At 57.5% G+C, this 23,811-nt stretch carries 24 protein-coding genes; 13 read left to right on the top strand and 11 right to left on the bottom strand.

Annotation, left to right across the window (positions count from 1 at the left end; all coding sequences use genetic code 11):
- Positions 1-75: 75 nt before the first annotated feature.
- From tig to SJY13_RS01680, 3 genes are all read right to left on the bottom strand, one after another.
- The gene (gene tig, locus SJY13_RS01690; RefSeq protein WP_085820886.1) at positions 76-1,407 is read right to left on the bottom strand and encodes a trigger factor; all 1,332 of its coding nucleotides are present in this window, start codon (positions 1,405-1,407) and stop codon (positions 76-78) included.
- A gap of 183 nt (positions 1,408-1,590) precedes the next feature.
- On the bottom strand, positions 1,591-2,715 hold the full coding sequence (locus SJY13_RS01685; RefSeq protein ID WP_377186907.1) for a porin: 1,125 nt from the start codon (positions 2,713-2,715) through the stop codon (positions 1,591-1,593).
- 302 nt (positions 2,716-3,017) lie between these two features.
- A complete protein-coding gene (locus tag SJY13_RS01680) occupies positions 3,018-4,637 on the bottom strand; it encodes an NAD(P)H-hydrate dehydratase (protein ID WP_377186904.1) in 1,620 nt (539 codons plus the stop codon).
- A 169-nt stretch (positions 4,638-4,806) separates the two neighbouring features.
- Here SJY13_RS01680 and SJY13_RS01675 point away from each other — a divergent pair, with 169 nt between their 5' ends.
- The 5 genes from SJY13_RS01675 (at position 4,807) to SJY13_RS01655 (ending at position 9,301) form a co-directional block, all read left to right on the top strand.
- Positions 4,807-5,145, top strand: a complete 339-nt coding sequence (locus SJY13_RS01675) for a P-II family nitrogen regulator (RefSeq protein ID WP_050602105.1) — start codon at positions 4,807-4,809, stop codon at positions 5,143-5,145.
- A 34-nt stretch (positions 5,146-5,179) separates the two neighbouring features.
- The gene (glnA, locus tag SJY13_RS01670; protein WP_085820889.1) at positions 5,180-6,586 is read left to right on the top strand and encodes a type I glutamate--ammonia ligase; all 1,407 of its coding nucleotides are present in this window, start codon (positions 5,180-5,182) and stop codon (positions 6,584-6,586) included.
- Positions 6,587-6,686: 100 nt separating this feature from the next.
- Positions 6,687-7,331: an MSMEG_1061 family FMN-dependent PPOX-type flavoprotein gene (locus SJY13_RS01665; protein ID WP_377186899.1), complete on the top strand. Its 645-nt coding sequence runs from the start codon at positions 6,687-6,689 to the stop codon at positions 7,329-7,331.
- Between the two features lie 67 nt (positions 7,332-7,398).
- Positions 7,399-8,187, top strand: coding sequence for a lytic murein transglycosylase (locus SJY13_RS01660; protein WP_377186896.1), 789 nt, complete (start codon positions 7,399-7,401; stop codon positions 8,185-8,187).
- 199 nt (positions 8,188-8,386) lie between these two features.
- Positions 8,387-9,301 carry a hypothetical protein gene (locus SJY13_RS01655; protein WP_377186893.1) on the top strand — a complete coding sequence of 305 codons (915 nt, stop codon included), beginning with the start codon at positions 8,387-8,389 and terminating at the stop codon, positions 9,299-9,301.
- A gap of 36 nt (positions 9,302-9,337) precedes the next feature.
- Here the strand turns inward: SJY13_RS01655 and SJY13_RS01650 are convergent, their stop codons facing one another.
- On the bottom strand, positions 9,338-10,051 hold the full coding sequence (locus SJY13_RS01650; RefSeq protein ID WP_377186890.1) for a heme-dependent oxidative N-demethylase family protein: 714 nt from the start codon (positions 10,049-10,051) through the stop codon (positions 9,338-9,340).
- A 153-nt stretch (positions 10,052-10,204) separates the two neighbouring features.
- Here SJY13_RS01650 and dddP point away from each other — a divergent pair, with 153 nt between their 5' ends.
- Positions 10,205-11,548, top strand: coding sequence for a dimethylsulfonioproprionate lyase DddP (dddP, locus tag SJY13_RS01645; protein WP_377186887.1), 1,344 nt, complete (start codon positions 10,205-10,207; stop codon positions 11,546-11,548).
- Here the strand turns inward: dddP and SJY13_RS01640 are convergent.
- The gene (locus SJY13_RS01640) at positions 11,532-11,747 is read right to left on the bottom strand and encodes a hypothetical protein (protein WP_377186884.1); all 216 of its coding nucleotides are present in this window, start codon (positions 11,745-11,747) and stop codon (positions 11,532-11,534) included. The genes dddP and SJY13_RS01640 overlap by 17 nt on opposite strands.
- 238 nt (positions 11,748-11,985) lie before the next feature.
- On the opposite strand from SJY13_RS01640, the gene SJY13_RS01635 reads away from it, so the two are divergent.
- Complete coding sequence (locus tag SJY13_RS01635; protein ID WP_377186881.1) at positions 11,986-13,200, top strand: bifunctional alpha/beta hydrolase/OsmC family protein; 1,215 nt, start codon at positions 11,986-11,988, stop codon at positions 13,198-13,200.
- Between the two features lie 22 nt (positions 13,201-13,222).
- Here the strand turns inward: SJY13_RS01635 and SJY13_RS01630 are convergent, their stop codons facing one another.
- The 5 genes from SJY13_RS01630 to SJY13_RS01610 form a co-directional block, all read right to left on the bottom strand.
- Positions 13,223-13,549: a hypothetical protein gene (locus SJY13_RS01630; RefSeq protein ID WP_377186878.1), complete on the bottom strand. Its 327-nt coding sequence runs from the start codon at positions 13,547-13,549 to the stop codon at positions 13,223-13,225.
- An 11-nt stretch (positions 13,550-13,560) separates the two neighbouring features.
- Positions 13,561-14,118, bottom strand: a complete 558-nt coding sequence (locus SJY13_RS01625; RefSeq protein ID WP_234995107.1) for a hypothetical protein — start codon at positions 14,116-14,118, stop codon at positions 13,561-13,563.
- Between the two features lie 141 nt (positions 14,119-14,259).
- On the bottom strand, positions 14,260-14,847 hold the full coding sequence (locus tag SJY13_RS01620; RefSeq protein ID WP_377186875.1) for a biotin transporter BioY: 588 nt from the start codon (positions 14,845-14,847) through the stop codon (positions 14,260-14,262).
- Between the two features lie 75 nt (positions 14,848-14,922).
- Positions 14,923-15,345, bottom strand: a complete 423-nt coding sequence (locus tag SJY13_RS01615) for a DUF6314 family protein (RefSeq protein WP_377186872.1) — start codon at positions 15,343-15,345, stop codon at positions 14,923-14,925.
- Positions 15,342-15,674 carry a hypothetical protein gene (locus tag SJY13_RS01610; protein ID WP_377186869.1) on the bottom strand — a complete coding sequence of 111 codons (333 nt, stop codon included), beginning with the start codon at positions 15,672-15,674 and terminating at the stop codon, positions 15,342-15,344. The genes SJY13_RS01615 and SJY13_RS01610 overlap by 4 nt, the downstream gene beginning before the upstream one ends.
- Before the next feature lie 88 nt (positions 15,675-15,762).
- On the opposite strand from SJY13_RS01610, the gene purB reads away from it, so the two are divergent.
- The 5 genes from purB (at position 15,763) to SJY13_RS01585 (ending at position 20,175) form a co-directional block, all read left to right on the top strand.
- Positions 15,763-17,067, top strand: a complete 1,305-nt coding sequence (gene purB / locus SJY13_RS01605) for an adenylosuccinate lyase (protein ID WP_377186866.1) — start codon at positions 15,763-15,765, stop codon at positions 17,065-17,067.
- Between the two features lie 124 nt (positions 17,068-17,191).
- A complete protein-coding gene (locus tag SJY13_RS01600) occupies positions 17,192-17,344 on the top strand; it encodes a hypothetical protein (RefSeq protein WP_377186863.1) in 153 nt (50 codons plus the stop codon).
- A 104-nt stretch (positions 17,345-17,448) separates the two neighbouring features.
- Positions 17,449-17,991 (top strand): tetratricopeptide repeat protein, encoded by a 543-nt coding sequence (locus SJY13_RS01595; RefSeq protein WP_377186860.1) that lies wholly within the window; start codon positions 17,449-17,451, stop codon positions 17,989-17,991.
- Between the two features lie 68 nt (positions 17,992-18,059).
- The gene (locus SJY13_RS01590; RefSeq protein WP_377186857.1) at positions 18,060-19,151 is read left to right on the top strand and encodes a flagellar motor switch protein FliG; all 1,092 of its coding nucleotides are present in this window, start codon (positions 18,060-18,062) and stop codon (positions 19,149-19,151) included.
- 100 nt (positions 19,152-19,251) lie between these two features.
- The gene (locus SJY13_RS01585) at positions 19,252-20,175 is read left to right on the top strand and encodes a lysophospholipid acyltransferase family protein (protein ID WP_377186854.1); all 924 of its coding nucleotides are present in this window, start codon (positions 19,252-19,254) and stop codon (positions 20,173-20,175) included.
- Here the strand turns inward: SJY13_RS01585 and SJY13_RS01580 are convergent, their stop codons facing one another.
- Positions 20,176-20,877: a DUF1223 domain-containing protein gene (locus SJY13_RS01580; protein WP_377186851.1), complete on the bottom strand. Its 702-nt coding sequence runs from the start codon at positions 20,875-20,877 to the stop codon at positions 20,176-20,178.
- Positions 20,878-21,112: 235 nt separating this feature from the next.
- Here SJY13_RS01580 and acnA point away from each other — a divergent pair, with 235 nt between their 5' ends.
- Positions 21,113-23,803, top strand: coding sequence for an aconitate hydratase AcnA (gene acnA / locus SJY13_RS01575; protein WP_377186848.1), 2,691 nt, complete (start codon positions 21,113-21,115; stop codon positions 23,801-23,803).
- Positions 23,804-23,811 lie beyond the last annotated feature (8 nt).

Here is a 23,811-nt window from a genome sequence, read left to right as displayed (position 1 = left end):
AGCCACCCACACGGAGCCGTCTTTTTTAGACGGCTCCGTTCTTTTTGTGCCCATATGGGGATGGGCGGAAGAGGGTTACTCCTCTTCCAGTGCCTCAACGGCTTTCTGCAGATCGTCTTTGCTGACGTCTTTGTCTGCAACCTGAGCCAGCTCAAACACGTAATCGATGACCTTGTCTTCGAACAGCGGCGCACGCAGCTGCTGCTGCATCTGAGCGTTCTGCTGCACGAATTCAAAGAACTGACGCTCCTGACCCGGGTACTGTCGCGCCTGGTTCATGATCGCCTGGGTCATCTCGGCATCGGTTACTTCAACCTCGGCCTTCTGGCCCAGTTCAGCCAGCAGCAGGCCCAAACGCACGCGGCGCTCGGCCAGTTTGTTGTGCTCATCAGTAGGCTCGATCTCGGGGTGGTCGTGACCTTCCACGTCCGGGTTTTCCTCGTGCCACAGCTGGTGGGCGATTTGCTTGGCTTCGGCCTCAACCAGCGACGGCGGCAGGTCGAACGATACTTTCTCGTCCAGAGCGTCCAGCAGGGCCCGCTTCATGACGGCACGCGAGGCACCCGAGTACTCCGCTTCCAGACGCTCGGCAATTTGACCTTTCAGAGCCGCCAGGTCTTCGGCACCAAACTTGGTGGCCAGCTCGTCGTTGATTTCAGCGGCAACTGGCTCTTTTACTTCTTTCACTGTGCACGTGAACACAGCATCTTTACCAGCCAAATGCTCGGCGCCGTATTCCTCAGGGAAGGCAACGCTGACGTCTTTTTCTTCTTCGGCTTTCACGCCAACCAGTTGCTCTTCAAAGCCAGGGATAAAGCTGTTGGAGCCCAGCACCAGCGGATAGTCTTCGGCCGAGCCACCTTCGAATTCTTCTCCGTCCACTTTACCAACGAAGTCGATCACAACCTGATCGCCATCCTTGGCTTTAGACCCCTTGCGGCGCGCCTTAAAGTCTTGCGCGGTTTCGGCCAGGTTAGTCAGTGCCTCTTCGATGGCTGCGTCGTCAGCTTTGACAACCAGCTTTTCCAACTCGACCGATTTCAGGTCAACCTCGGGGATCTCCGGCAGGGCCTCGTAGGACATAGCGACCTCAACGTCGTCACCTTCTTTCCAGTCCTCGTTGGTCATTTTGACCTCGGGCTGCAGCGCAGGACGCTCACCGCTGTCCTCGAAATGCTGGTTCATGGCGCCGTCAATGCTCTCCTGCATCGCTTCGCCCATCAGGCGTTGGCCAAACTGCTTTTTCAGCAGGGCCATCGGCACCTTACCTTTGCGGAAACCTTTCATCTCGACTTCAGGCTGCGCTTCGACCAGTTTCTCGTTAACTTTGTCGTCCAGCTCAGCTGCGGATACGACGATATTGTAGCCGCGTTTCAAACCTTCGTTCAGCGTCTCGGTAACCTGCATTATGGTAGTCCCCATAGGATTCGGGGCGCGCAAAACGGCGCGCCGGGCAAATTTGACGCCTTCTATTTGCCCAGCCGCCTGCGTGCAAGGGGGCAAAGCCCGGATCAGCCTTGTTTTGCCGCCTATTTGGACAAAAAAACGCCCCGGACAGAACCGAGGCGCCGTTTGTTTTACGGGGCTGGATCAGAATCTCCAGCGCGCGCCTAAAACCCAGGCTTCGTTCTGGTCAAAATCGACTGTGTCGTCGAAGTCGTGGTTGCGGTATTTCAGGTAGGCATCTGTGTTGATACTGTCAAAGCGCTGGACGACAGCGATACCCCAGGATTTGGTGCTTGAACCGTCATTTTCGAAATCCGACCCGTCGAAATAGTCGACACCGACGCCGGTTTTGCCCCAGGACACCCAATCCCCTTCATAGGCCAGTTTCGTGTACCAGTAATTCGGATCACTGGCCCCCGCCGCCGTATCATCACGCGACCCCAGTGCGGCAGTAAAGCTGAACCCGCTGGGCAACAGAACCGAAGCAGACCCAATGGTATCTTTCCGTTCGCCCGAGCTGCCATCAAAGTCGCGCACGGCGTAGGCGACAGAGGCCGCGAACTCAACGCCGCCGGCAAAGGTATTTTTGTAGGAAACCGCGATATCGTAATAGTCGTCATCATCACTGCTGGACAATATGTTCTGACCATAGGCAATGGCGGCCGAGAACCCGTTGAAATCCGCCGTATCGTATCGGATACGTCCGCGGCGTGCGCCGTCAAAGTTGCTGGACGAGTCGCCAACAGTGATGGTGCTCAACATCCCGTTAGGATCGCGGTAGAAAAACGCGCCGTTTTCATCGTTTGTAAACGAATAAAGCGCAGTTCCCACATAAGACAGATCCACTTCCGCAGCCCCGTCAGATGCCATGCTGCCCTGCCCCGCCGAGAATTTACCGTATCCGCCTTTCAACGAGAAATCGACATGGCGGATGTCTTCGCGGGTCCAGCCATTGGTATTGGTGCCATTCTGGTTGGCGGTTCCGGTGCTTGGAAGACCCAGACCGGTTTCAAACCGGAACATGAACTCATTGCTGCCGTAAGGTTGCATCAGGCGCAGCCCCACCCGGCTGTTGGACAAGTCGTTGTCCAGCAAACGGGTTTCTGTTTCTTCACCATCATCTACCGAGACAATTGCCGGGTTTAGTTGGCCGTAGAACAGGACGTAGCCGCCACTGTTGTTTTCGTACTTAAGCTCAGCCGCGGCTGGAATTGCCGTCGTCGCGGTCAGTATTGCAGCTATCGAAGACAGTTTTAAGTTCTGGGTCATCTCACTCACCTTGAAATTCCGGTTTCAGGTACCTCCGGATTACGCTCAGATGGCTGAGGGTTCAGAGGCTTCGCCCATAGTGTCAAGCTATTACACAATCGCCACTCAGGCTTTGAATGGCCGGAATTAATCCGATTATTTTCAAATTGTTATCCGCAGCTTCCCTGCGGCCAGAGACATGCTCTTGGAAAATTCTGACGGCTGGTTATGTGTCTGGCAAACATTCGCTTTGACTTGGCGGCAAGGCCGTCGGCCATTTACAGCCGAAAGCCGGTCTCGTCGGCCAAAAGCCGCTCAAGCAATCAAATATTCAGTTCTTTTAGAACTTTAGGTAGCTGCTCGGGAAGATCTTCGGCAATCAAACCCGGCCCAAACGTAAGCGCGCATTCCACATGCAGCCATGCCGCCGTTTCAGCGGCTGCCATGGCATCAAACCCGCGCGCCAGCAATCCAGTGATAAACCCCGCCAAAACATCGCCTGACCCGGCTGTCGCCAACCACGGGGCGGAACGGTCATAGAAAGCCGAGCTGATAGAACACCGCTCATCTGGCGCGGCAATCACTGTGTCTGGTCCCTTGAACAGAACCACGCACCCTGCCCGTTCCGCGGCCTCGCGCGTTGCGTCCACCTTGGAAAAAGCCGGGCCTTTGGTCGGGATCGCGTTCAACTTCGCAGCAATGTCCGGGAACAGCCGTGCGAACTCCCCTCCGTGCGGGGTAAGAACGCAACCCTCATGCAACATACCAAACAAAACTGAAGGATCATCAGCAAAGGCTGTCAGCCCGTCCGCGTCCAGCACTGTCGGTCGCCCTGCCGCCAGTGCCACAGGTGCCAGCGCGCGTGCACGCTCGAGCCCCAATCCAGGGCCGAAGCAAAGCGCATTCATCCGCTCATCGCGCAAAATATCCGAAAGCGCCTCAGCACCATCGACCCGCTGCAACATGATGGCTGTGACTTGCGCGGCCACTTCCAACTGCGCCGCAGGCGGTACACCCAGCGTCACCAACCCCGCCCCGATACGCAAAGCCCCCCGCGCCGCCAGCCGTGCGGCACCGGTTTTGCCGGGCGCTCCTGATAGGATCAGCGCGTGGCCATGAGAAAACTTGTTGGCCCCGGGACTTTTGGCCAAGTGATCGGCTGATACAGACCCAGCGGTGACAAACTCATTTTTCCAACTGGCGCAGTTTGACCCTAACCCAATATCTTTAATCACCAATTTGCCGCATGTATTTGCAAAATCCGACAATAGGTGCCCAGTTTTTGCACGATGAAACGTCACAGTTAACTCGGCTTGAGTTGCGTGGAACGGAATCTCCGATGCGGTGACGCGATGCGGGTCTCTATCCTCGGTCCGCTCCAACTCACTGAGAACCCGACCACTATCTGCACAAAGCCCAGACGGAACGTCTATCGCCACCATTCGGTTGATAGCCCCCGTATCCAGATCAAAGGCTTCCCAAACTTCATTATGTGCCCAACCAAGGGGACGCGTAAGACCAGTACCAAACAGCGCATCCACGACGATGTCCGCTTCAAAAAGCTGGCACGTGCCTGAAATGCGCGCATCGGCCAGTCTACTCATTTCAGTAACCGAGCTTTCATCAAGCGTGCACCATCGCTCGTAATTTGTAAGGGCATCGGGTGGCAGCTTCTCGGGCCTTCCCAACACTAAGACGTCCACCTCCCAGCCCCGCTCTTTCAACAGCCGCGCAACGACGAACCCATCACCACCATTGTTCCCCGGCCCGCACAAAATCACAGCTTTGCCAGAGAATTTTGCCAGCTCCGGCCACTCCTCGAAAATCGCCTCGACGACGCCGCGACCTGCGCGCTCCATCAGCTCCAATCCTGTCACCTGACCGGACTTAATCGCTGCCTGTTCGATGGCCCGCATCTGCGCCGCTGTCAGCAATTCCGTCATCTCAAGTCCTTCAGCGATTCAATTCTGATTATTTTTTGTGCAAAATGGTCAAAATTTAGACCCCCGCCTATATTCTTTGCACCTGCACACCGCCAATTTCGCAATCAGATTGCTGACCGAACTTAGACGTGGTCAGTGCCATCCTGACAAGCATTAAAGGGAGCCCGGGATGAAGAAGATCGAAGCGATCATCAAGCCGTTCAAACTGGACGAAGTGAAAGAGGCATTGCAGGACGTCGGCGTCCAGGGCCTCAGCGTGATCGAGGTCAAGGGTTTTGGCCGTCAAAAAGGCCACACCGAACTCTATCGCGGGGCGGAATACGTGGTCGACTTTCTGCCCAAGGTGAAGGTCGAGGTCGTCCTGGATGACGATCAGGTCGATGCCGCCATCGAGGCCATCGTTTCCGCCGCCAAGACAGACAAGATCGGCGACGGCAAAATTTTTGTCTCGCCCGTTGAACAAGCTATTCGCATCCGCACCGGCGAGACCGGCTCGGACGCACTGTAACAAGACCAAATCTTCAATTCAGAGGAATAAGAGAATGAGCAAGGACGCAGTTCTTCAGCTGATCAAGGACGAAGGCGCCGAATATGTCGACGTCCGTTTCACCGACCCGCGCGGCAAGCTGCAACACGTGACCCTGATGTCCGATCAGGTCGACGAGGACTTCCTCGAAGAGGGCTTTATGTTCGACGGATCGTCCATCGCAGGCTGGAAGTCGATCGAAGCATCGGACATGAAGCTGATGGTCGACACCGAAAGCGCCTATGTCGATCCGTTCTATGCGGAAAAAACGATCTGTGTGCACTGCTCGGTCGTGGAGCCCGACACGGGCGAAGCTTATGAGCGTGACCCGCGCGGCACCGCGCAGAAAGCCGAAGCCTACTTGAAAGCGTCCGGCATCGGTGACGTCGCCTATATGGGCCCCGAAGCGGAATTCTTCCTGTTTGACGATGTTCGTTTTTCCAACAGCATCAACAAGGTGTCCTATGAAGTTGATGCAACAGACGCGTCCTGGAACACCGACACCGAATACGAGATGGGCAATATGGGCCATCGTCCCGGCGTCAAAGGTGGCTACTTTCCGGTAAACCCCGTTGACGAAGCACAGGATCTGCGCTCGGAAATGCTGTCGACCATGAAACGTCTGGGCATGAAGGTCGACAAGCATCACCACGAAGTTGCGTCCTGCCAGCACGAACTGGGTCTGATCTTTGACAGCCTGACCAAACAGGCCGACGAGCTTCAGAAATACAAGTACGTCATCCACAATGTCGCACACGCCTACGGGAAATCGGCTACGTTCATGCCGAAGCCGATCGCAGGCGACAACGGCACCGGCATGCACGTGAACATGTCGATTTGGAAAGACGGCAAACCGCTGTTTGCAGGCGACAAATACGCTGATCTGTCGGACGAGGCGCTGTTTTTCATTGGTGGTGTCCTGAAGCACGCCAAGACCCTGAACGCCTTCACCAACCCCGCGACCAATAGCTACAAGCGTCTGATCCCGGGCTTCGAGGCCCCTGTTCTGCGCGCCTACTCGGCCCGCAACCGTTCGGGTTGTGTCCGTATTCCGTGGACCGAAAGCCCGAAAGCCAAACGCGTTGAGGCCCGCTTCCCTGACCCGGCGGCGAACCCTTACCTGTGCTTTGCTGCGCTGCTGATGGCCGGCCTGGACGGCATCAAGAACAAGATCGATCCGGGCGAAGCCATGGACAAAAACCTGTACGATCTGCCCGCCGAAGAACTGGCCGACATCCCGACCGTCTGCGGCAGCCTGCGCGAAGCACTGGAAGCGCTGGCATCGGATCACGACTTCCTGCTGCAGGGCGACGTGTTCACCAAAGACCAGATCGACGGCTATATCGCGCTGAAGATGGAAGAGGTCGAAACTTACGAACACACCCCGCACCCGGTTGAGTACGGCATGTACTACAGCTGCTGATCTAGGCGCGACTCTTCAAAGGCAAGGGCGTCCGTTCGGGCGCCCTTGTTTCGTTTGGCATGATCTTTCACACTCTGGCTACCCAGTTAGGAGAGAACTCATGTCATCAGATAACTCCTTCTCGAGTTACACCGACTTTGTGAACTCGGCCGAGGAATTGGAGAAAATAGCTGGAGTCCCCCTGCCCCAGATTATCGACAAAGAACTGTCCGCCCTAGATCAGATGTGTCGGGACTTTATTGCCATCTCGTCTTTCTGCCTAATTGCCTCGGCCAATCCTGACGGGCATCTGGACATCTCGCCGCGCGGTGATCCAGCCGGGTTTGTTCAAATCCTCTCGGACACTATGTTTGCGATCCCCGACCGCCCGGGCAACAAGCGCGTGGACACCTTCCACAATGTCCTCAAGGACCCACGGGTCAGCGTAATTTTCTTTGTTCCCGGAAAAATGGAGACGCTGCGCATTCGTGGCACCGCCCGAATCTCTGCTGATCCGAACCTGCTGGCAACAATGACCGTGAATAATCACCCGCCTAAGCTGGCGCTTTTGATCCACGTCGAAACCGTCTTTGCCCATTGCCCAAAGTGCGTGATGCGATCCCATCTGTGGCAGCCCGGCGACTGGCCGGACTCGTCGCAGCTGCCCAATATGAATGCGATGATGGTGAAACACGCGAGGATCAAATCCACTCCCGAGGAATGGTTCGAACATCTCAAGAAAAGCGGTGAATTGGACTTGTACTAACCTCTTTGCCAATACCCTCGCTGCGGTTACGCTGAGCGTGGATTTTGATCGGATCGGATTGCCCGCCATGCTTCGTTTAGTTTTCGCCATTGCCCTGTTGCTTGCCTCTCCTGCTTTGTCTGCATCATGCGGCAACACCGGTGCTGGATTTGAATCGTGGAAATCAAGCTTTGCCAAACAAGCCCGAAAGGCGGGCGTCAAAAAGAAGGGGTTGCAGGCCTTGGCGCAATCGCAATACGCCACCCGCACCATTGCCGCGGACCGAAATCAGAAGAGCTTTAAGTACTCGCTGGACAAATTCATGCGGGTGCGGGGGGCCGATACCATCGTGGCACAGGGGCGCAAGCGCAAGGCACGCAATCCGCAATTCTATGCCGCGCTTGAACGTCAGTATGGCGTCCCCTCTGGTGTTCTGATTGCCATTCACGGCATGGAAACAGGGTTTGGGAATTTCATGGGAGACAGTCAGATCGTTTCCGCAATCACAACACTTGCCTATGATTGTCGACGATCCAAGTTCTTTGTTCCCCACGCCATCGGAGCCTTGAAACTGGTTGATCAAGGCAGCATTACGACAGGTACAAAAGGGGCAAAACATGGCGAACTTGGGCACACGCAATTCCTGCCCGGCAATGCTCTGACCTATGGGGTCGATGCCACCGGTGATGGTCGGGTTGATTTCTACAACATGACCGACTCGCTGGCCTCAACCGCCAATTTTCTGCGTAAGAAAGGATGGAAACCGGGTCGGGGTTATCAACCGGGGCAACCAAATTTCGCGGTGATTCAGCAGTGGAACGCCGCCTCGGTCTATCAGCAATCCATTGCCATTATGGCTGCACGAATCGATGGGTAAGCCGGTTGACGGCATTGCAATTGCCGAACCCAATCCGGCCACATTGTTGCCACAGAGATTAAATGGCCCTCAAAATGCCTTGGTTTCCATAGCGTAATCAATCCTGCGTTTTTTTCATTTTTTTCCATTTTTGCCTAAATCTGTCCCATATCGCCCGGTAAATTGTTTCCCAAGACAGTTTGCGACAAAGGACAGTGCGGTGAACCCGAAGCACAGCTATCATGGCGGTCTGCAATTCGACGGCGAGACAGAAGGCGCGATCGAGCGCTTTGGTGCCATCGTTGCGATGACCCTTGAAGACTATGGTCACCTGGTCGAGCGCAAAACTCTGACAAGCCTCAACGAGGCCAGCATCGTGACCAGTCAGTATCTGGTGCGCCTCACGCTGGACACTCAGGTGCCCGAGACCACAGAGCGGTTCGAACGTATGGACCGGGCCGCAGGTTTGAAAACTGCCCACCGCCCGAGTGTGACCCTGCCGAAGAACCGGCTGGTGATCACGATCTCTCCGGTCTCGCCTTTGCTGGACGACAGCGAAGTTTCAGAGTTGATGATGGTGGTGATCCTTTACCGGATGGTCGATATCTGCGCGACACAACGTGTGGAGTGGCTATCGCCAAACACAGTTCTGACTATTGAACAGTTCATGAGTGCGTTTGGCACACTGACCCCGTCCAAACAGAGGGACAGAAGACAGATATTCGAGGCAGTTTCCGGCCCGTTCGCGGGCATGGACATTCCTGCAGAAGAAGGCCTGGATGAGCCACAAAAACAGGCGCTGAAACCAGCAGCCCGGCCGATCCAGTTGTCGGACGAGCAATTGCTCAGCATTGCTTTTCGGACAGAAACCATCGAGCAGCCTATTGATCGGGACGGCGACACACGCCCCCTCGATCACGAGCAACCCAGTGACATCCTGCGACTGACAAGTTGGGGATTGACGGGTGCCGTGGCCAGTGTGTCAGTTCCGATCGCGGCCTCTATGGCCGCTGTTAACCTGATCAAGGGCGAAGATTTTCGCCTGAACACTCAGGTACTTGCCTACACCGTCGCAATTTCCGCTCTCAGCACAAGCGGGGCATTCGCCGGTGTTGCTAATGTGCTAGGCATGTAGCACAAATTAGAAAGACCCTCCTTGGAGGCCCCGCCATCAGGCGGGGTTTTCCATTTTTGGCAGGTGCTCCAACTCAAGAACATAGGTGTGGATCGAGAATATCACCGCCCGTGTTTCAGGCAACCGTAACAATGTCTGCCGTTCACTGCGCAGATACGGTGCGGTCTGCGCGTTTCTTTCTCTGCGTGGCGCATTGGCACTGCGCGGTTGGAACAGTTCAGCGTCCTCATAGGTCAGCGCGTTGAACCGCCACAGCGGTCGGCCCGGCTGTATCCCGTCAAACAGACGCTGCACGCGCCGCGCGATATTTATGTCATAGCTGTCGACCGGATTATGAATGTCGATCAACGGTCGCAGAAATTTCTCGGACAAGCTCCAACTGGCTGGAAAACACAATATGGCGCCGGTCAGAACATGTTCATCTCCACGTTTTTGCAGAATGCACAGGTCCTCCTGCACCAGTTTGCACAAGGTATCCAAGGGCCGGGAACGATCTATTAAAACCGTCTGCCCGTCCGGTCGCGTCACCTGATCCGCAACACCACCGTAGGCGTGGGTCAGGACCAGCTCCAACAGCTCCTGCGCTGCCGGTTCTGCTTCCGGGTCCAGGGCCAACACATCAGACCGGTGATTGGCCAGTAAGGCCTCTCGCCGTTGCATCTGAGCTGCAAACGCGTCGTCGCGCAGCAGCCAATTGTCCATACTGGTGGGCTGGATGCCGGGTAAGGGCACGCGGGTTGAGCGGATCATACGGGATGGAGGTTTGCAGGATGGTCGTCATGCCCCGATCTACCATCCGCGCGTCTGTTTGTCGGTCAAAAAGCGACGGACAGGTCGTCGCAAAATACCAAGACGCTTCCGAAATGTTTCTACACGCTTAATAATTAGGCAGGGAGGCCCAGCATGAACCAACACTATCGGGATACCCGTAAGATCGATCCGACCAAGGGGGCAACCCTGGGCGACGGCACACCCAACGATATGGACCGGGTCGAGATTGGCCCCACGCAGCTGGCCTTTGCTGAATGGGACGCCGCCGGGTTGGTATTGCCTGACCTTGCAAAGATGCGGGAATACCGGTGGACACGCCTGACCAAGGCCATCGCGGATCGCGGCTATGGCGGTCTGCTGATGTTCGACCCCCTCAACATTCGCTATGCCACCGACAGCACGAATATGCAGCTGTGGAATACCCACAACCCGTTCCGTGCCGTACTGTTATGTGCCGATGGGTACATGGTGATTTGGGATTACAAAAACTCGCCGTTTCTGTCCAAATTCAACCCTTTAGTGCGTGAACAACGCTCAGGCGCAGACCTGTTCTACTTTGACCGCGGTGACAAGGTCGACGTGGCAGCAGATGTGTTCTCGAACGAGGTGCGGGTGCTGATTGAGGAACATGCCGGCGGCAACAAACGGCTGGCAGTGGACAAGATCATGCTGCACGGCCTGCGCGCGCTCGAGGCGCAGGGCTTTGAGATCATGGAAGGCGAAGAGGTCACCGAAAAGTCCCGCGCGGTAAAAGGCCCGGATGAGATTCTGGCCATGCGTTGCGCCAACCATGCCTGTGAAACCGCCGTTGTGGAAATGGAGCGCTTTGCGCGGGCGAATGTCGGCGACGGCAAGACCTCGGAAGATGATATCTGGGCCATCCTGCATGCCGAGAACATCCGCCGGGGCGGTGAATGGATCGAAACGCGGTTGCTGGCGTCGGGTCAGCGCACCAACCCCTGGTTTCAGGAATGCGGACCGCGGATCACGCAGAACAATGAAATTATCGCCTTTGATACCGACCTGGTCGGGTCATACGGAATATGCGTCGATATCTCACGCACTTGGTGGATCGGGGATCAGAAACCTCGGCCCGACATGGTCTATGCCATGCAGCATGCGCATGAACACATCATGACCAACATGGAGATGCTGAAACCCGGTGTGATGATCCCGGATCTGACCGCAAATTGCCACACACTGGACGACAAGTTTCAGGCCCAGAAATATGGCTGCCTGATGCATGGAGTGGGATTGTGTGATGAATGGCCACTGGTCGCCTATCCGGACAAGGCCGTGGCGGGCGCCTACGACTATGCGTTAGAGCCCGGCATGGTGCTGTGCGTCGAAGCGGCGGTGGGTGAGGTCGGTGGCGATTTCTCTATCAAGCTCGAAGATCAGGTCCTGATCACCGAGGACGGCTATGAAAACCTCTCGACCTACCCGTTCGACCCGCAGCTCATGGGCTTGGAGTAACGCCGTGGGGTGACCAATGCGACCGGCGGACATTGCCGTGCCAGTCCTCGGACAGCGGCGCGCTGGCCGCGACGTTGGATGACGTCGGCGAAGACCAGTTTTGGCCAAACGTGAACCCAAGCACGCCGGCCAGCGCAATTGCCGCCAGAATGTCGGGACGAAAAATGATGCCACGCGGGGCGGTTGCGATATGTGCCATGTGAGCCTCCTTGGCTGAGAACTTGCGTATAGCTGTAAGATGGAGGCACGGCTTTAATTATTAAAACGAATAATTGACCGGTTATACATTACAAAAATTGAACCCTCGAGAACCGCCGCGACCACCCGGGGATTTTCGTACTATTCACTCACCTTCCCGTGACGCCTCTTACAATGGGGTTGAGCCATGCGGCGCAAGCACACAATATTGGTTCCAACCCGATACGTAAGGACCTGACATGCCCACCGAACGCATTACTTTTGCCGGTCACGACGGCAACCAGTTGGCTGCGCGCCTTGACTTGCCCGATGGGCCGGTACTGGCGACGGCTTTGTTTGCGCATTGTTTTACCTGCTCAAAAGACATCCCGGCCGCCCGCCGTATTGCGGCCCGGTTGACCACAATGGGCATCGCTGTCCTGCGGTTTGATTTCACCGGTCTGGGGCACTCAGGCGGAGAGTTTGCTAACACAACCTTCACCTCGAATATCGAAGACCTGCTGGCGGCGTCGCACTACCTGGCTGAGCGAAACATGGCGCCTGCCCTGTTGATCGGACATTCCCTGGGCGGGGCCGCCGTTTTGCGCGCGCGCGCCGGAATTCCCAGCGTCAAGGCCGTGGTCACTCTGGGTGCGCCCGCCGATCCCGGCCATGTCGCCCATCACTTTGAGGCCGCGATGACACAGATTCAACAGGAAGGCTCGGCCGAGGTCACGCTGGGCGGTCGTCCCTTCCGGATAGGCAAAGCCTTTGTTGATGACATTTCGGAAACCGCGTTGACGCCCGCGATTGCCGACCTAAAGGCGGCGCTGCTGATCCTGCACGCACCAAGGGATGAAACCGTCAGCATCGATAATGCCAGCACAATCTTTCTGGCCGCCAAACACCCCAAAAGTTTTGTGACGCTGGATGATGCCGATCATCTGATCACCCGCGCCTCGGACGCCGATTACGCGGCCGACGTGATATCGGCCTGGGTTTCGCGTTATGTCGCGCTGAACCCACCTGCCCCGCCTCCGGGCGCGCCCGAAGGGGTTGTGCGCGTGACCGAGGCTGATCCCGATGGGTTCCAGCAGGATATTCAATCCGGACCCCGGCACCACGCTGTGGCCGACGAACCGGCCTCGTACGGTGGAACTGATCGGGGTATGTCTCCTTATGGCTTTGTGTCTTCCGGTCTGGGGGCCTGCACCTCGATGACAATCCGCATGTACGCGCGGCGGAAAAAATGGCCGCTGACCAGCGTCACCGTTGATGTGTGCCACGACAAGGTCCACGCACAGGACGCGGGCCTGGCCGGGGACGGCAAGGTCGATCAGTTTCGGCGCAAGATTTGCCTTGAGGGCCCGTTGGATCACGAACAACGCGCCCGATTGCTTGAAATCGCGGATAAATGCCCTGTCCACCGCACGCTGGAAGGGTCAGCCCGCATTACCACGGAATTGCTGACCTGACACTTTAGGCACCCGCCCCCGTTCAGCGCCTGCGCGGCGCCGGACGGTGAATGGGTGGTCTGGCCGAAGGCGGGCGTGCCACCGGCGGACGCGGACGCGCGGGTGGTTTCCCAACAGGTGGGTTCGGCCTGTTTGGGGGTCTTCCTTCGGGTGGACGCGGGCGATTTGGCCGGTCCACATCGATATCCACGTCGACATCGTGATAGTAATCATTCCACAGCATCGAGTTGTAGAATGGGTCATAGCCATAGCCCACACCAACCGTGACTCCATCACAGGCCGACAATGTCAGGCTTGCAGCCCCAAGGCCCAAAGCCAGGATCGCGCGTTTAAAAAATCTGCGGGTCATGTGCGCTCTCCTCACTGCAGGGCCCGGAACGACGCGAACACGGCGTTCAGGTCTTCGACATATGCCGGATCAGCACCCTCGCGCAGGATCGTCACCACAACGGCGATGCGCCCTTTGGGCAGGTCAATCACAGCTGCGGTAAAATTCACGCCACGCCCGTCCCGATTGCCCGTGCCCCGAATGACATGGGCGGGTAATCCGCCGATGCGGGTGCGGCTAGTGTCCGAAACGGTCGGGTTCTTGACCAGAAACTTATCCACGTCCTCGAGATATCTGAGACCGTCTTCTATCGAACGTATTCCGCTGGGTGAAACGAACCCCATCCAGACATTATCATCGGTTACCGGACGCACGCCCATGACACGCGCAACAGCGCGCGGATCGCCCAGATCGGTGTCTTCAATCTCGCGCGGGCCACCGGTGCGCAATGTCCAGAAATCGGGAACAGCAAAGGAGAACAACCCACGCCCCTGATCGGTGTAGGTTACCGGCGTCTCGGCCGATAAAGGGCTGGCCGTCAGCCACATCGCTGTGCAGATCGGCAACGCGGAACTCAAAAGAATACGCATATCTCAATAACCTGTTTTGTCTGAGGGTTCAGCTTGAACCGCAGCGGCAGGAATTGTCCAGTATCTCGTTACCCCGGCAACAAAAAAACCCGCGCCCGGAAACCTCCGGACGCGGGTGTGTTTTTGTTTATTTGCCGGAAATCAGCTGCGGGCGTTGCCCACCAGTTTCCACAGGCCGGGAATCAACAGCGCAGCCAGCGCCAGCTTGATCACATCACCAACCAGGAACGGTGTCAGACCCCATTCCAGGATCGGCTTGTCCCATCCGTACAGCTGACCCAGCCACAGCAGGCCAGGTACATAGATCAGCACGTTGGCCAGCACCAGCGCCAGCGCCATCTTGCCAACTGAGCGGTCCCAGCCGCGTGCGGCCAGCGCACCCAAGGCCAACACAGCCAGCACATAGCCGACCAGATATCCACCGGTGCCGCCCATCATGTAAGTCAGGCCAAATTTTTCCGCCGATGATCCTGCGAAGACATCAAAGCCCAGCGCACCGATCAGCAGGTAGCCCATCATGGTGACCAGACCCAGACGCGCGCCATAGGCGGTGCCGATGGTTAGAACGGCAAAGGTTCCCATCGTGATCGGAACCGGCCACATTGGCACTTTGATTTTTGCGGCGATTGCCAGGGCAACGATGCCCAGCACGACCAGAACAACCTGTTTGACGCGGAGTGCTGTCCCCTCACGCGGGCCAAATGCGTTGGCCAGTACGTTTGCATTCATGTGTTTTCTCCCTTAGCGGACCGAGATTCTGCGACAGGAATGCCCTGCCAGCGCCGCATCTGCAAGATGATTACGCTATCGCAGCATGTATTCGGTGTCCATTTCGTACGATTTTCGGGGTCCTGCTACGTTCCAGCGCACGCTCCAGCGCGGCCAGGCAGTGAAATCATAATCTGCATCATAGCTGTCAGGCGGGCAATCATGGTGATCAGACACCCGCGGCACACCCAGCCTGAGCGCATGAAAATAGCGGCCATCGTCGAAATGAATCACCACGTGATCCGCACCATCGCGCCATTGATACCTGCGGGTACCTTTCATCTCGGGTTGGCCGGGAATGCGCAGCGTCACCTCTTCTTCATAGATCAGCCCGTCCGCACCTCGGTGCAGATGCGCCACACCTTCGGCCTGCACCACCTGCCCGGCCCGCGCATCGCGGATGGTGCGCGTCAATGCCCAGTGGCCTTCGAAATCAGCAAGGCTAGTGGGCAAATTCATTCGGCATAGGTCCCGTCTGTGGCACCACCGCTCTCATCAACAAACCGGATCACATCCCCGCTTTGCAGCACGTCATAACAAGCCCACAGATCAGATGGCGGCCAAACCGAGCAATATTGGTCATTGCGTATCGCCCAACGACCCGCGCTGGGACGGCCCGAGAAATACTGCGTTCCCATCGCGCCCTCGAATGTCTGCCAGACGCCGTCGCCATAGCCCAGCTTCTTGCCAACCAGTGCAGACAGAATCTCGTCCCCGCTCAGCCGCTGGAAATCTTCCGCGGCCAAAACCCCGGGCCAGAGGGCTAAAATCAGGGCAAACCGTCTCATACCTGCACTCGCGCCTTGTTCCCTTGTGCGGGTGCGTTTAAACCCCACGCCAACGCCTCATCCCAATCATAAAAAGGTGCCGCTGCCAATGATTCCACGTTACTCCCGCCCCGACATGGTCGCCATCTGGTCGCCCGAGACCAAGTTCCGCATCTGGTACGAGATCGAGGCCTATGCCTGCGATGCCATGGCTGATCTGGGCGTGATCCCGCGTGAAAACGCCGAGGCCGTGTGGAAAGCCAAGGATGTGGAGTTCGACGTAGCCCGCATTGACGAGATCGAGGCCGTCACCAAGCATGACGTCATCGCCTTTCTCACCCATCTGGCCGAGCATGTCGGCAGCGACGAGGCGCGGTTTGTGCATCAGGGCATGACCAGTTCGGACGTGTTGGACACCTGCTTTAACGTGCAGCTGACCCGCGCCGCCGATATCCTGATCGCTGATCTCGAAGGTCTGCTGGCCGCGCTCAAGCGCCGCGCGATCGAACATAAGGACACCGTCCGCATCGGCCGCAGCCACGGTATCCACGCCGAGCCGACAACCATGGGCCTGACCTTCGCCCGTTTCTACGCCGAGATGGACCGCAACCTGTCCCGTATGCGCGATGCTCGGGCCGAGATTGCCACCGGCGCGATCAGCGGTGCAGTCGGCACTTTCGCCAATATCGACCCCCGGGTAGAAGACCATGTCTGCGACAAACTGGGCCTGGTGCCCGAGCCGATCAGCACACAGGTCATCCCACGGGACCGTCACGCTGCGTTCTTTGCCACGTTGGGCGTGATCGCCAGCAGCATCGAAAACATCGCCACCGAAGTTCGCCACATGCAGCGGACCGAGGTTCTGGAGGCCGAGGAGTTTTTCTCAAAAGGCCAAAAAGGATCGTCGGCCATGCCGCACAAACGCAACCCGGTACTGACGGAAAACCTGACTGGTCTTGCCCGTCTGGTCCGTATGGCCGTGGTGCCTGCGATGGAAAACGTGGCGCTCTGGCATGAGCGCGACATCTCGCATTCGTCCGTGGAACGCAACATCGGTCCCGACACAACCATTACGTTGGACTTTGCCCTGTCTCGCCTGACCGGCGTGATCGACAAGCTGGTCGTCTACCCTGAAAACATGCTGGCCAACATGAAAAAGTTCCGCGGTCTAGTGATGAGCCAACGCGTGCTGCTGGCCCTGACCCAGGCCGGTGTCAGCCGAGAAGACGCCTATCGTCTGGTGCAGCGCAACGCGATGAAAGTCTGGGAAGAAGGCAAGGACTTCAAAACCGAACTTTTGGGCGATGCGGATGTAACCGCCGCGCTTGGCGTCGACGAGATCGAGGAAAAGTTTGACCTCGGCTATCACACCAAGCATGTCGACACGATTTTCGCCCGCGTGTTTGGCGAATAAATCCAGACCTATCAAACAGTTCAGCAGGCTCGGGCGCGCGCGACGCGACCCGGGCCTTGTTGTTTTTGCCAGGCCGGTCGAAATCGGGTATGGTTGCGGAGTATTTCCGAACAGGAGAAACACTATGATCCGTACACTCATCTGCGCCTTGGCCTTTGGTTGCTGTGCCTCGGTTGCGCTGGCCTGTAGCGGCCATTCCAAGCAAACCCAATCCTGCGCGCCTGGCAGTTCTTGGGACACTGAAAGCCAAAGCTGCACTGAAATCATCAACAGCTAAGAATTTTCTTTCCTACTTGTGAATAAAAGCGAGCCCGCGATTGTTAGCTTTTTAGAAGATCACGCTATGCTTGATCAGAGCAGCCCAGTGAACGGAGTAGGAAAATGCGTCTCGTACTAGCTTCTGCAATCGCCATTCAGGCCTTTGCCTTTGCCCCAGCCTTGCACGCCGCGGGTGGTGGCGGTGCCAACCCGCCCAAGCCGACAAACACAACAAAGAAATGCCTGTTCGGTCGTGTCTATGACAAGGATCGCGGACGCTGTGTGAAACCAGACAAAACCAACTTTACCCAAGATGAGCTTTATAGTGCCGCGCGCGAACTTGCCTATGACGGGCAGTTCGAAAACGCACAGGACGTTCTGCGGGTTATGGATCAGAGTGACGACCGCGTGCTGACCTATTGGGGGTTTACGTACCGCAAGATGGGCGAACTGGAACTGGCGAACGTTTTCTACGAGAACGCGATCAAGGCTAACCCGGACAATATTCTGGCCCGTTCGTACATGGCGCAAGGTTTTGTCGCTGAAGGACGCACCGATCTGGCCATCGAACAGTGGCGCGAAATCAAAGCGCGTGGCGGGGACGGCACTTGGGCCGAAGCCTCGCTGCGCGAGGCGATACGTACCGGGCTGACTTATAGTTACTAGGCTTCAGTTTTTCTTTACCCGACTCTCTGTAATCTGCCTGTGGAACAGAACTTTGGCACCGCAGGCAGATGCAGGACACAAACACTTTGATACAGGTTGCGTCTGGCGCAGCCACCCCAGCCGCAGAACAGACTGGCGACGCGTCCCGTGTCGTCGCGCGTTCGCTAAGTAATCGGCAAAAGGCCGCTGTAGTTGTTCGGCTTCTGCTGAATGAGGGCGCCGATATACCGCTGGAAGAACTTCCCGATGCGCTGCAGGAAAAGCTGACCCATCAGCTAGGTGAAATGGGCCTTGTGGATCGGGTGACACTGGATTCGGTCGCGCAGGAGTTCGCCGAGGCGCTGGACAGCGTCGGCCTGTCCTTCCCCCATGGTTTGGCCGGGGCGCTGGATGCGGTAGACGGCAAGATCGCCCCGGCAACGGCGGCGCGGCTGCGCAAAGTTGCAGGCGTGCGGCAGATCGGAGATCCCTGGCAGCGTTTGCGTGAAATCCCGACCGAAGATCTGGCCGCAATGGCGCAAGCGGAAAGCACCGAGATCGCCGCGGTGATGCTGTCCAAACTGGAAACCGCCAAGGCCGCGCAATTGTTGGGTCACCTGCCCGGCCCGATTGCGCGCCGGATCACCTATGCCGTGTCGAAAACCGCCAATGTTTCTCCCGAAGCGGTGGAACGCATCGGCTGGTCGCTGGCGGCACAGCTGGATCAGCGCCCCTCACAAGCCTTTGCCGACGGGCCCGGTGCGCGCGTCGGGGCGATCCTGAACCAGTCAGCCGCGTCAACGCGGGACGGGTTGTTGGACGCACTGGACGAAGAGGATTCGGATTTCGCCACCGTTGTGCGTCAGTCGATCTTTACGTTCGCCCATATCCCCGCAAGGATCCTGCCCCGGGATGCACCTGCCATCCTGCGCGGCGTCGATCAGGCCGTTCTGGTTACAGCATTGGCTGGGGGAACCTCAGATGCGGATCGAACCGCCGCCGAGTTTCTGCTGGCCAACACGTCCGCGAGGATGGCCGAAAACCTACGTGAGGAGATCGCCGAACGCGGCAAGGTCAGGCAATCGGATGCCGAAGAGGCAATGACTCAGATTGTTGGCGCTGTTCGAACCCTGGTGGACGAAGGTGCGATCACCCTTGTCGAGGAAGACAGCGAAGACTAACCCGTAGTGCTTAGGCAAACGATCCATCGGAACGCTTGTGGTCGGGGAACGCGCCTTGTATGTCTGACCCGGCAAATCGCAACAGCCGGTGAGACCAAATATGCCCGTCGAAAAGTCGGAACTAAGCCGCGGTGAGCTTAGAAAATACTATGTGACCGGTCTGTTTCTGAAAGGTGTGATTGGCGTAATGCGCTGGATACCTTATGAACGGCGTGTTGCCACGATGGGGGCGATCGCGCGTGGCCTCGCCCCTTTGGTTGGGTTCACCAAACGGGTGCGCAGCAATCTCAAGCTTACCTGCCCTGACCTTTCCGAGGATGAAATCAAGCGCATCTGTCGCGCCGTTCCCGACAATGCGGGTCGCGCGATAATGGAGCATTTTTCGCCAGAGGGATTCTCTGAACGCCAGAGAAACGCCAATATCTCGGGCCCGGGTCTTGCGGCCTTTGATGCTGCGCTGGCCGAAGGCCGCCCGGTCATGATGATTACTGCCCACTTTGGCCACTATCTGGCGGCGCGCATTGCACTGCAGGCCCATAGCGGCCAGCCCATTGGCTGCCTGTACCGGCGCATGGCAAACCCTTACTTCAACGACATGTACGTCGATGCCTTCTATAAAACCGGCGCACCTATGTTCGAACAAGGTCGGCGTGGAATGGTGGAAATGGTCCGGTCGCTAAAGAAAAGCGGCATCATCGCCATCGTTTCGGACCTTCACGCCCATGGCGGCGAAGAGTTGATGTTCTTCGGCAAACCCGCCGTGACCTCGGTGTTGAACGCCGAACTCGCGATGAAGTACAACGCGGTGCTGATCCCCTGCTATGCGGTGCGAGAGCCCAACGGCATCGACTTTGAAATCGTGTTGCACGACCCGGTGCCGCATACGGATCCCAAAACCATGACCCAGTTCACCAATGACGACCTCGAGGCCGTGGTCCGCCAACATATGGGTCAATGGTTTTGGATTTACCGGCGCTGGAAAGCTTGGAACGGATTGGGTGTGCAGCCCGAGGATATGCCCTGACTACTTGACGTGCGCGGCGGCCACGATCGGGCCATGCCCGGCCTGCTGCACCAAGACGACGGCTGGCAGTTCCGAGGTCAGCACAGCAGAAAATTGTTGCGGTGCAGCCCCGTCCCACTGCCCCGCCATCAGCCAGGATTCCACAACATTTGCATAGTCTAGCTCGTGCCCGGCCAGCTCACCCCGGCGGATGGAGGCATGGCGCATCGGAGAATACTGCACCACCCGCACATCGTAGATCTCGCCTTCGGGCAATTCGACCGGGGTCACGTCAACCGTCACATCACCGCCTGACCTGCTCGCTTTAACCGATGCTTGCGGCGCCGCCTTGAGATGCGCGTCAATCAAACGATCAAGGTCGCGCGCTTGTGCGCCAACAACGTCTTGCTGACCGTTCACAACCATCTGAGGGGTATAGATCATCGACCGCCCGCCCTGACGCGCATAAGCGCGCTGGCGCAAAGTGTGATCAGGGTCGGCATACGCGTCTTTCCAACCGATGTAGTCCCAGTAATCCACATGCAAGGCCAGGCCGATCACGTCGTCTCGCTTTACCAGATCGTGCAGGATCCGGTCTGCTGGCGGGCAGGACGAACACCCTTGCGAGGTAAAAAGCTCAACCACCACCGGATCGCTTTCCGCCACAGCTGATGAAGCGAAAAAAACGGTAAGCGCTGTCGCGATTGCGGTCGGTTTGAACATAGTTACCTCAGTCTGATGGGTTTTTCGCCGGATGCCCAAATGGTCTAAACCGATTGTCGCTCAACCTCCAATCAACGTTTCTTGAGACCGGGCAGGCCCTCAAACCCAAAAATGTGTGCAATGGTATACAAAAATTGCCGCACCTGGCGTCTTGGACCTTGAACCGAACGCTTTGGTGATGCAGAAGGCACCCAGCGAACCCCTAAATCCACGTCATTTGAGAGGGAGGCCACAGATGCCCATCAAAGTCGGACAGGATACCGCCAATACACGCCGCAGCCTGAGCGTGAATGGCAAGTCCATTTCCTATTACTCGATCCCCGCCGCACAAGAAGCCGGCCTGGGTGATTTCTCGAAACTGCCTGCCGCTTTGAAAGTAGTGTTGGAAAACATGCTTCGGTTCGAAGATGACGGATTCTCGATCTCGGTTGACGATATTAAGGCGTTTGCCGAATGGGGTGCCAAAGGTGGTAAGAACCCGCGCGAGATCGCCTATCGCCCTGCCCGCGTTCTGATGCAGGACTTCACCGGTGTTCCCGCCGTGGTCGATCTGGCAGCCATGCGCGACGGCATCAACGGCCTGGGTGGTGACGCTCAAAAGATCAACCCGCTGAACCCGGTTGATCTGGTCATCGACCACTCGGTCATGATTGACGAATTCGGCAACCCGCGCGCGTTCCAGATGAACGTCGATCGTGAATACGAACGGAACATGGAACGCTATCAGTTCCTGAAATGGGGCCAGAACGCATTCAACAATTTCCGCGTTGTCCCCCCCGGAACTGGCATCTGCCACCAGGTAAACCTGGAATATCTGGCCCAGACCGTCTGGACCGATACGGACCAGAACGGGGATGAGGTCGCCTATCCCGACACGCTGGTCGGCACCGACAGCCACACCACCATGGTCAACGGCATGGCCGTTCTGGGCTGGGGTGTCGGCGGGATCGAGGCCGAAGCCGCGATGCTGGGTCAGCCGATTTCGATGCTGATCCCCGAAGTTGTGGGCTTTGAGCTGACCGGCGCCCTGCTCGAAGGCACCACCGGCACCGATCTGGTTCTGAAGGTCGTGGAAATGCTGCGTGAAAAAGGCGTTGTCGGCAAATTCGTCGAATTCTACGGCGAAGGTCTGGATCGTCTGCCGCTGGCCGACCGCGCAACCATTGCCAACATGGCACCGGAATACGGCGCGACCTGCGGCTTTTTCCCGATCGACGGCGAAACGCTGCGCTACATGCGCAACACTGGGCGCGACGAGGATCGTATCGCGCTGGTCGAAGCCTATGCCAAGGAAAACGGCTTTTGGCGCGGCGCGGACTATGCGCCGGTCTACACCGACACCCTGTCGCTGGACATGGGCACCATCGTGCCCGCGATCTCGGGCCCCAAACGCCCGCAGGATTATGTTGCACTGACCGACGCCAAGACCGCTTTCACCAAAGAGATGGAAGAGACGTTCAAGCGTCCCATGGGCAAAGAAGTCGCGGTCAAAGGCGAAGATTACACCTTGGAATCGGGCAAGGTCGTGATCGCCTCGATCACTTCCTGCACCAACACGTCCAACCCCTACGTGATGATCGGCGCGGGTCTGGTGGCGCGCAAAGCCGCTGCTCTGGGCTTGAACCGTCAGCCCTGGGTGAAAACCTCGCTGGCACCGGGGTCGCAAGTCGTCTCTGCCTATCTTGAGGCCGCTGGCCTGCAGGAAGACCTGGACAAGATCGGCTTTAACCTCGTGGGTTACGGCTGCACCACCTGTATCGGCAACTCGGGTCCCATTCAGGCCGAACTGTCCGAAGCAATTGCCGAAGGCGATTTGGTTGCCACCTCGGTTCTGTCGGGTAACCGGAACTTCGAAGGCCGCATCTCACCTGATGTGCGCGCCAACTATCTGGCCTCACCGCCGCTGGTTGTGGTTTATGCGCTGGCTGGTACGCTGGATATCGACCTGACTTCGGAACCGATCGGTCAGGACAAGGACGGCAACGATGTCTACATGAAAGATATCTGGCCTACGACACAGGAAGTTGCCGAGCTGGTAGAACAGACCGTAACCCGCGAAGCGTTCCAGTCGAAATATGCCGACGTCTTCAAGGGCGACGAGAAATGGCAAGAGGTCGAAGTTCCGCAGCAAGAGACCTATGATTGGCCACCGACCTCGACCTACATCCAGAACCCGCCCTATTTCCAAGGTATGGGGGCCGAGCCGGGCACTATCTCGAACATTGACGGCGCCAAGATTCTGCTGATCCTGGGTGACATGATTACCACTGATCACATCTCGCCTGCGGGGTCGTTTGCAACGACAACTCCTGCCGGCCAGTATCTGATCGACCGTCAGGTGCAACCGCGTGAGTTCAACTCGTACGGATCGCGCCGTGGTAATCACGAGATCATGATGCGCGGCACATTCGCCAACATCCGCGTCAAGAACGAGATGCTGGATGGTGTTGAAGGCGGGTACACCAAGGGACCCGATGGTCAACAGACCTCCGTCTATGATGCGTCGATGGCTTATCAGGAACAGGGCACGCCGCTGGTCGTCTTTGGCGGCGAACAGTATGGTGCCGGGTCCTCGCGCGACTGGGCGGCCAAAGGTACGGCGCTGCTGGGCGTCAAAGCTGTGATCGCCGAAAGCTTTGAGCGCATCCACCGCTCGAACCTGGTTGGCATGGGTGTCATCCCGTTCGAATTTACCGGGGGTGACACGCGCAAATCACTGGGTCTGACAGGGGATGAGACCGTCTCGATCCATGGCCTGGACACAATCCAGCCACAGCAGGAAGTGCCTTGCACGATTGTCTACGGTGACGGAACCGAGAAGACCATTACCCTGAAGTGCCGCATCGATACAGCGCCCGAGATCGAGTACATCGAAAACGGCGGCGTGCTGCACTACGTACTGCGGAATCTGGCCAAGGCTGGTTAAACACCTGT

The sequence above is a fragment of the Ruegeria meonggei genome (assembly GCF_042768335.1).
Classification (GTDB): Bacteria; Pseudomonadota; Alphaproteobacteria; order Rhodobacterales; family Rhodobacteraceae; genus Ruegeria; species Ruegeria meonggei.
The sequence above is the reverse complement of the archived record's forward strand: the minus strand, read 5'-3'. Positions and strand labels throughout refer to the sequence as shown.